The 8455-nt window shown below is 60.2% G+C and carries 7 protein-coding genes; all 7 read right to left on the reverse strand.

Going from position 1 to position 8455, the window contains the following annotated elements:
- Positions 1-89: 89 nt before the first annotated feature.
- Entirely contained in the window at positions 90-356 is a 267-nt protein-coding gene (locus ACJO3M_RS15105) for a hypothetical protein (RefSeq protein ID WP_407002217.1), read from the reverse strand.
- Between the two features lie 355 nt (positions 357-711).
- Positions 712-2400, reverse strand: a complete 1689-nt coding sequence (locus tag ACJO3M_RS15110; protein ID WP_407002218.1) for an AMP-binding protein — start codon at positions 2398-2400, stop codon at positions 712-714.
- A 49-nt stretch (positions 2401-2449) separates the two neighbouring features.
- The gene (locus ACJO3M_RS15115) at positions 2450-3028 is read right to left on the reverse strand and encodes a peroxidase-related enzyme (RefSeq protein ID WP_407002219.1); all 579 of its coding nucleotides are present in this window, start codon (positions 3026-3028) and stop codon (positions 2450-2452) included.
- Positions 3025-3933: a hydroxymethylglutaryl-CoA lyase gene (locus ACJO3M_RS15120; protein ID WP_407002220.1), complete on the reverse strand. Its 909-nt coding sequence runs from the start codon at positions 3931-3933 to the stop codon at positions 3025-3027. The genes ACJO3M_RS15115 and ACJO3M_RS15120 overlap by 4 nt, the downstream gene beginning before the upstream one ends.
- 1 nt (position 3934) lies before the next feature.
- Positions 3935-5929: an acetyl/propionyl/methylcrotonyl-CoA carboxylase subunit alpha gene (locus ACJO3M_RS15125; protein ID WP_407002221.1), complete on the reverse strand. Its 1995-nt coding sequence runs from the start codon at positions 5927-5929 to the stop codon at positions 3935-3937.
- Positions 5930-5934: 5 nt separating this feature from the next.
- Entirely contained in the window at positions 5935-6738 is an 804-nt protein-coding gene (locus ACJO3M_RS15130) for an enoyl-CoA hydratase-related protein (RefSeq protein ID WP_407002222.1), read from the reverse strand.
- Between the two features lie 14 nt (positions 6739-6752).
- A complete protein-coding gene (locus tag ACJO3M_RS15135; RefSeq protein WP_406988032.1) occupies positions 6753-8360 on the reverse strand; it encodes a carboxyl transferase domain-containing protein in 1608 nt (535 codons plus the stop codon).
- Between the last annotated feature and the right edge of the window lie 95 nt (positions 8361-8455).

Here is an 8455-nt window from a genome sequence, read left to right on the forward strand (position 1 = left end):
GTATAAATACACATAACTTCAATATTCAGCGACGGCTGAAAGCCGTCCGGGGGAGGCCCTTGAGGGCCGTAACGAACTGAAATGACTTGTTATGCATTGTTCTTGCAACCATGGCTGGTACACGTAATCTCTTCTGACGATGAGGCCCAATGTTCAGGGTGGTTTGTTGTGTCAACTCCACAACCTGTTACACCACCTTTAGTCCCTTTATGTACTACTCCTGTCGGTTTGTGCACAACTTTTTCACACATTTCGGCCTCAAAGCCCGCACCTTTGAATCTCGCAATTTTGTCGATATTCGTAAAAGCTAAGCCAATAGATCCAGCAAGGATAGCCAGCCCCATTTCTGCTGTCATGCCCATAAATCCATATGCGGAGCTAACACCTAAAAGCATGCAGTAAGAAAGTATTTTGGATGTACTTTTAATGTTTGACACCTATTTACACACAACAGCAATTAAAAAGCGGTCACGCCACCAACAAAATCTGACAGCTCCGTTATTCCACCTTCGTTTGTAACCTAACCACCAAAATAGCCTAAAAATCAGAGCCCTGCAAAGCTGGTAGCCAGCATTCTCGTAATATCACCACGCAATAACGAAGCACGCTTCATGATTATGGGGCTTCAGGAGGCGTATAAGGCTGGACCAGAAAGAACAAACCCCGACAAATAGCCGGGGTCTGTGGGTAGGAACGGAGCAGGGGAATCGGTTACTTCTTCAACCCCATCTCCTCAATAGAAATCTCCCGCATCTTGAACTTCTGGATCTTCCCGGTGACGGTCATCGGGAATTCATCCACAAATTTGTAGTTCCTGGGGATCTTGAAGTGGGCGATTTTGCCCTTGCAGAACTCCCGCAGTTCGTCGCCAGTCACCGGGTGTGCATCCGGGTTCAGTTTCACCCAGGCGATGAGTTCTTCGCCGTACTTGTCATCGGGGATGCCGGTGACCTGCACTTCCTCGATGGCGGGGTGGGAGTAAAGGAATTCTTCGATTTCTTTCGGGTAGATGTTTTCCCCGCCGCGGATGACCATGTCCTTGATGCGGCCGACGATCTGGATGTAGCCGTCTTCGTCCATGGTGGCCAGGTCGCCGGTGTGCATCCAGCCGGCGTCGTCGATGGCTTCGCGGGTTTTTTCTTCGTTGTTCCAGTATTTCAGCATCACACTGTAGCCGCGGGTGCACAGTTCGCCGATCTCACCACGGGGCACCACGTTGCCGGTGCCCGGGTCGACGATCTTGGTTTCCAGGTGCGGCTGGGTGCGGCCCACGGTGGTGACCTGTTTCTCGAACGGGTCGAGGGCGCTGGTCTGGGTGGACACCGGGCTGGTTTCGGTCATGCCGTAGGCAATCTGCACTTCCTTCATGTGCATCTTGCCGTTGACCTTTTTCATCACCTCCGCCGGGCAGATGGAGCCGGCCATGATGCCGGTGCGCAGGGTGGAGAGGTCGTAGCTTTCAAACTCCGGCTCGGCCAGTTCGGCGATGAACATGGTGGGCACGCCGTACAGGGCGGTGGCTTTTTCCTGGTGGACGGCCTGCAGCACGGATTTGGGCTCGAAGCCTTCACCCGGGTAGATCATGGTGGAGCCGTGGGTAATGCAGCCCAGGTTGCCCATGACCATGCCGAAGCAGTGGTACAGGGGCACGGGGATGACCAGGCGGTCTTTCTCGGTGAAGCGCTGGCTTTCCGCCACAAAGTATCCGTTATTGAGGATGTTGTGGTGGGTGAGGGTGGCGCCCTTGGGGTTACCGGTGGTGCCGGAGGTGAACTGGATGTTGATGGGGTCATCGAACTGCAGCTGGGCCTGTACCTTGTCCAGTTCTTCCTGGCTGACGTCGCCGGCAAAGCCCACGAACTCGTCCCAGGTCCACATGCCGTCGTGTTTGTCTTTGTCCAGGTTGACCACGGCGCGCAACTCGGGTACCTGTTGGGCCTTGAGTTGGCCCGGGGTGCTGGCCTTCAGTTCCGGCGCCAGGTCGTAGACCATTTTGCGGTAATCGGACGCCTTGAAGCTGTCCGCCGTCACCAGCACGGAGATGCCGGCCAGGTTCAGGGCATAGTCCAGTTCGTGTACGCCATAGGCCGGGTTGATGTTGACCAGGATGGCGCCGACTTTGGCGGTGGCGAACTGGGTCACGGTCCACTCGTAACGGTTGGGGGACCAGATGCCAACGCGGTCGCCACGCTTGACGCCGATGGCCATGAAGGCGCGGGCGGCTTCGTTAACCTTTTCAACAAACTCTTTGTAGGTCCAGCGGATGTCCTGGTGCAGGGCGACCAGGGCTTCGGTATCGGGGTACTTGTCGGCGGTGCGGTCGAGCATTTCGCCGATGGTCATGCCCAGTAGCGGCGTCTCTGAGGTGCCGCTGGTATAACTTGGGAGAGTGTTGCTCATATCTCTGCCTCCATTGTTGTTGTAGTCGAGGGCGAGCAGTGTCTATCTGCTAGCGACTCTGGCTGTGATACTCGGGATTAGGTTGCATATCGCTGGCGATGGCCACGCGATTGGACATGTTGTAGAAGCCGATCAGGTTGCTCAGATCCCAGATGGCGCTATCGCTGAGGCCGGCATCCCGCAGGGCCTGGATGTGCTCTTCGGTGACGGTGGCCGGTGAACGGGTGAGGTGGGATGCAAAATCCAGCATTGCCCGCTGGCGCTTGTCGAGTCTGGCGCTGCGGTAGTTCATCACCATGTGTTCGCCCAGTTGGGGGTCGCCGCTCAGTACCCGCACGGCGGCGCCGTGGGCCACCAGGCAGTAGTAGCACTTGTTCTCGGAGGAGACCACCACGGCCACCATTTCCCGCTCCAGCTTGCTCAGTTCGCCTTCGCCCAGCATCAGTTCGTTGTACAGGCGGGTGAAGCCTTCGAGCTGTTTCAGGTTCTGGCTGTAGGCGGTCAGCACATTCGGGATCATGCCGAGTTTTTCCTGGCAGATCTGGAAGTACTTCTGGGTGTCTTCCGGCATGTCGCGGATCTCGGGGATCGGCAAATCCAGGGCGACCACGTTTTTGTTCTGGTTCATGCGCAATTCCCTCCAAGGGCCTGACCGACTTTGGAACCGTTATGGCGCTTAATCTGGCGGCATACCCAGTCGCCGGTGGCGACCAGTTTGTCCAGGTCTACGCCGGTTTCGATGCCAAGACCGTTCAGAAGGTATAGCACGTCCTCGGTGGCGACGTTGCCGGAGGCGCCTTTGGCGTAGGGGCAACCGCCGAGGCCGGCGACGGAGGCGTCGATGACGGCTACGCCTTCTTCCAGAACGGCGTAAAGATTCGCCAGAGCCTGGCCGTAGGTGTCGTGGAAGTGGGCGGCCAGCTTTTCAATCGGCACCTGGGCGGCGACGGCTTCAAGCATGCGTTTGGCCTTCTGGGGTGTGCCCACGCCAATGGTGTCGCCCAGGGAGATTTCGTAGCAGCCCATGTCGGCCAGGGCTTTGGCGACTTTGGCCACCTGTTCGGGGGCGATGTCGCCCTCGTAGGGGCAGCCGAGCACAGTGGAGACGTAGCCCCGTACCGGAATGCCGGCTTTATTGGCGGCTTCCATGACCGGCAGGAAGCGGTCGAGGCTTTCGGCGATGGAGCAGTTGATGTTTTTCTGGCTGAAGGATTCAGACGCGGCGCCGAATACGGCCACTTCGTCCACCCCCGCCGCCAGGGCATTTTCGAAGCCCTTGAGGTTGGGGGTGAGTACGGAGTAACGAACGCCCGGTTTGCGGTTGATGCCGGCCATGACTTCGGCGGCATCGCCCATTTGCGGCACCCATTTCGGAGACACAAAGCTGGCGGATTCAATATGGTTCAGGCCGCAGTCGGCCAGCCGGTCGATCAGCCCGGTTTTGATGCGGGTTTTGATCACCGGGCCGGGTTCGTTCTGCAGGCCGTCCCGGGGGCTCATTTCCACCAGTCGTACCTGTGTCGGAAAGGCCATGTTACGCCACCTCCTCGTCACTGGTTTCGATGGCGATCAGGTCCGCGCCTTCGGACACCTGATCCCCTTCAGCGAAGAAAATGTCGGTCACGACGCCGTCGGCGGGAGCCTTGATGGCGTGCTCCATTTTCATGGCTTCCATGATCACCAGGGTCTGGCCGGCGGTGACCTTGTCACCCACCTTGGCCTGGATGGCGACCACTGCGCCGTTCATCGGCGCTGACAGACTGCCTTCACCGGCCATTTCCTCGAGGCCGTAGGTTTCCCGGTAAAGGGTGCACTGGAAGGTGTCGCCTTCGTAGAACAACACCAGTTTGTCGTTGTGCAGGTTGCCATGAATGCTGATGCGATGGCCGTTGATCACCGCCTGCAGGTAGTCGTCGTCCAGCCGGGCGGTAAGGTTGTAAACGCTGCCGCCGACGTGGACCTGATAGCGGTCGTCCCGTTCCAGCACCTTGAGTTCGTGGATGTCTTCGCCCACCTGCAGTTTCAGCGGCTGGGCGTATTCGGAGTTCATGCGCCAGCTGTTCTGGCGGCCAAACGGCGACCACGGATCGGTGCTGACCACTTCCCGGGACTTACGCTGTTCCAGCACGAAGCCGGCAGCCAGTACCAGAGCCTTGTGGGTATCCAGTTTGGATTTCGGGAACAGTAGCTCCCGATGGTCGTCGATAAACCCGGTGGTCAGGTCCGCTTCCCGGAACGGCTGGGCATCGGCCAGTGCGTGGAGGAAGCGGATGTTGGTCTTCACGCCGGCAATGCGGTAGTGCTCCAGGGCCTGAACCATGCGGTTGATTGCCTGATCCCTCGTTTCATCCCAGACGATCAGTTTGGCGATCATCGGATCGTAGTGGATGCTGATTTCGTCGCCTTCGGTGACGCCGGTGTCCACCCGCACATGGACGCTTTCATCCGGCGTGCTCAGGTAACGCAGGGTGCCGGTGGCGGGCAGGAAGTCCTGATCCGGGTCTTCGGCGTAGATGCGGGCTTCCAGGGCGTGGCCCCGGGTTTTCACCTGGGCCTGTTCCAGCGGCAGGGGCTCGCCCCAGGCGACCTTCAATTGCCATTCCACCAGATCCTGGCCGGTGACCATTTCGGTGACCGGGTGCTCCACCTGCAGGCGGGTGTTCATTTCCATGAAGAAGAAGGAGCCGTCCACGTCGTAGAGAAATTCCACGGTGCCGGCGCCGACGTAGTTGATGGCCTGGGCGGCTTTCACCGCCGCTTCGCCCATGGCCTTGCGGGTCTCTTCCGACAGGCCCGGGGCGGGCGCTTCTTCCAGCACTTTCTGGTGGCGGCGCTGCACGGAGCAGTCCCGCTCGGCCAGGTACACGCCGTGGCCATCCTGATCACAGAACACCTGGATTTCCACGTGGCGTGGCTGGGTCAGGTAGCGCTCGATCAGCATGTCCGGGTTGCCGAAGGCGTTCTTGGATTCCCGCTTGGCTGCGGCCAGGGCATCGTCAAAGTCTTCCAGGCGTTCAACGACGCGCATGCCTTTGCCGCCACCACCGGCGACGGCTTTAAGCAGCAGCGGGAATCCGCACTTTTCACCTTCGGCGCGCAGGGTTTCCGGTGACTGGTCGTCGCCATGGTAACCCGGAACCAGCGGTACACCGGCCTTTTCCATGATCGCCTTGGCGGCGGACTTGGAGCCCATGGCCGCGATGGCCGAGGAGGGCGGGCCGATAAACACAATGTCGTTGGCTTCGCAGGCTTCGGCAAACTGGGTGTTTTCAGACAGGAAGCCGTAACCCGGGTGAATGGCCTGGGCACCGCTTTCCTTCGCAATCTCGATGATTTTGTCGGATCGCAGGTAGCTTTCGGAGCTGGGGGCAGGGCCAATGTTGAAGGCTTCGTCGGCCATGGCCACATGCCGCGCGTCGGCGTCGGCGTCGGAATACACGGCGACAACACGAATGCCCATGCGGTGGGCGGTCTGGATGATCCGGCAGGCGATTTCGCCCCGGTTGGCTATAAGTATCTTGCTGAACATTGTTGTTAGTCCTCCGGAGCCCAGTTGGCCTTGCGTTTGTTCAGGAAGGCGCTGAGTCCTTCCTGGCCTTCGGCACCCACCCGGATATCCGCGATGCGTTGTGCGGTGTCTTCAATGACGTCGTTGCCGATCTGCTTGTGGCTGACGGCGAACACCAGATCCTTGGCCGCCTGCATGGCTTCCGGGCCGTTGAGGGCGAGCTGTAGCAACAGTTCGTCGCAGCGGCGCTCCATGGCGGCTACGTCGTCACACACTTCGTGCACCAGGCCGAAGTGTTCGGCTTGTTGGGCAGTGAATATCTCAGCGGAGATGAAATAGCGCCTGGCCTGGCGTTCGCCAATGGCCCTTACCACGTAGGGGCTGATCACGGCGGGAATCAGGCCGAGTTTTACTTCGCTCAGGCAGAAACTGGCTTTCTCCGTGGCGAGAACGATATCGCAGCAGGCGGCCAGGCCCACGGCACCGCCGAAAGCCGCACCCTGCACCAGGCCGATCACCGGCTTGCCGAGGTGGTTCAGGGTGTCCATCAGCCGCGCGAGCTCTCGTGAGTCGTCCAGGTTTTCCTGGCGGGTGTTGTCCGCCATGCGGCGCATCCAGCCCAGGTCCGCGCCGGCGGAGAAATGCTTGCCTTCGGAGCGCAGGATGACGATGTTGGTGTCGTCGTCGGCATTCACTTTTTCCAGCGCGTTGATCAGTTGCTGGATGATGACGTCGTCGAACGCGTTACGTTTGTCCGGGCGGTTGAGCACCACTTCGGTGACACCCTTGGCGCGTTGGTTGAGCATTACTGCTGATTCCTGATCGGTCATGGCGCTGTCCTCCGTTACATGCGGAACACGCCGAAGCGTGTTGGCTTGGCCGGGCGGTTCAGGGTGGCCGACAGGCTGAGGGCCACGACCTCGCGGGTCTGGGCGGGGTCGATGACACCGTCGTCCCACAGCCGCGCGCTGGCGTAATAGGGGTGGCCCTGTTCCTCGTACTTGTCGATGACCGGCTGCTTGAACTCGGCCTCTTCCTCGGCGCTCCATTCCTGGCCTTTACGCTCCATGCCTTCGCGACGGACCTGGGCCAGTACGCCGGCGGCCTGTTCGCCGCCCATCACGGAGATGCGGGCGTTGGGCCACATCCACAGGAAGTCCGGGCTGTAGGCGCGGCCGCACATGCCGTAGTTGCCAGCGCCGAAGCTGCCGCCGATCAGTACGGTGATCTTGGGCACGTTGGCGCAGGCCACGGCCATGACCATTTTGGCGCCGTGCTTGGCGATGCCTTCGGCTTCGTATTTCTGGCCCACCATGAACCCGGTGATATTCTGCAGGAACAACAGCGGGATGTTGCGCTGGCAGCACAGTTCGATGAAGTGGGCGCCTTTCTGGGCTGCTTCGCTGAACAGGATGCCGTTGTTGGCGATGATGCCCACGGGGTAGCCGTGGATGTGGGCAAAGCCGGTGACCAGGGTCTGGCCGTAGTAGCGTTTGAATTCGTCAAACTCGGAGCCGTCGACGATGCGGGCGATGACGTCCCGTACGTCGAACTGTTTGCGCAGGTCGGTGCCGACGATGCCGTAGATTTCTTCGGGGTCGTAAACCGGTGCCTTGGGCTTGCGGATTTCCACGTCCGCCGGTTTGCGGCGGTTGAGGTTGGAGACGCAGCGGCGGGCGATTTCCAGGGCGTGGGCGTCGTTTTCGGCGTAGTGGTCGGCCACGCCGGAGATTTTGCAGTGTACGTCGGCACCGCCCAGGTCTTCGGCGCTGACGACTTCACCGGTGGCGGCTTTTACCAGCGGCGGGCCGGCCAGGAAGATGGTGCCCTGGTTGCGGACGATGATGGATTCGTCGGCCATGGCAGGCACGTAGGCGCCGCCGGCGGTGCACAGGCCCATGACGACAGCAATCTGCGGGATGTCGTCGGCGGACATGCGGGCCTGGTTGTAGAAGATGCGGCCGAAGTGGTCGCGGTCCGGGAAGACTTCGTCCTGTCGTGGCAGGTTGGCGCCGCCGGAGTCTACGAGGTAGATGCAGGGCAGGCGGTTCTGCAGGGCGATTTCCTGGGCGCGCAGGTGTTTTTTTACGGACAGCGGGTAGTAGCTGCCGCCTTTCACTGTCGCGTCGTTGGCGATGATCATGCATTCGGTGCCGGAGACGCGGCCGATGCCGGCAATGACGCCAGCGGCGGGAACTTCTTCGCCGTAGACGTTGTAGGCGGCGAACTGGCCGATTTCCAGGAAGGGGGAGCCGTCATCCAGCAGTTGGTTGATGCGCTCACGGGGCAGCAGTTTGCCACGTGCCAGGTGTCGCTCCTGGTAGGTGGGGCCGCCGCCTTGCTGGATGGTGGACACTTTATCCCGCAGGTCGGCCACGGCCTGGGCCATGGATTCCTGGTTGGCCTGGAATTCATCGGACCTTGGATTTATTTTGCTTTGGAGCATGGTCATGGCTTTTTTTCCCTCAAGATTTGGGGGCGTCCGGGGCTGGCGGGGTGTCTTTCCGGGAACCGCTACGAGCACATCCATGTGCGCTTCTCTCAGGC

It is taken from the genome of Marinobacter alkalisoli, assembly GCF_045449795.1.
Classification (GTDB): Bacteria; Pseudomonadota; Gammaproteobacteria; order Pseudomonadales; family Oleiphilaceae; genus Marinobacter.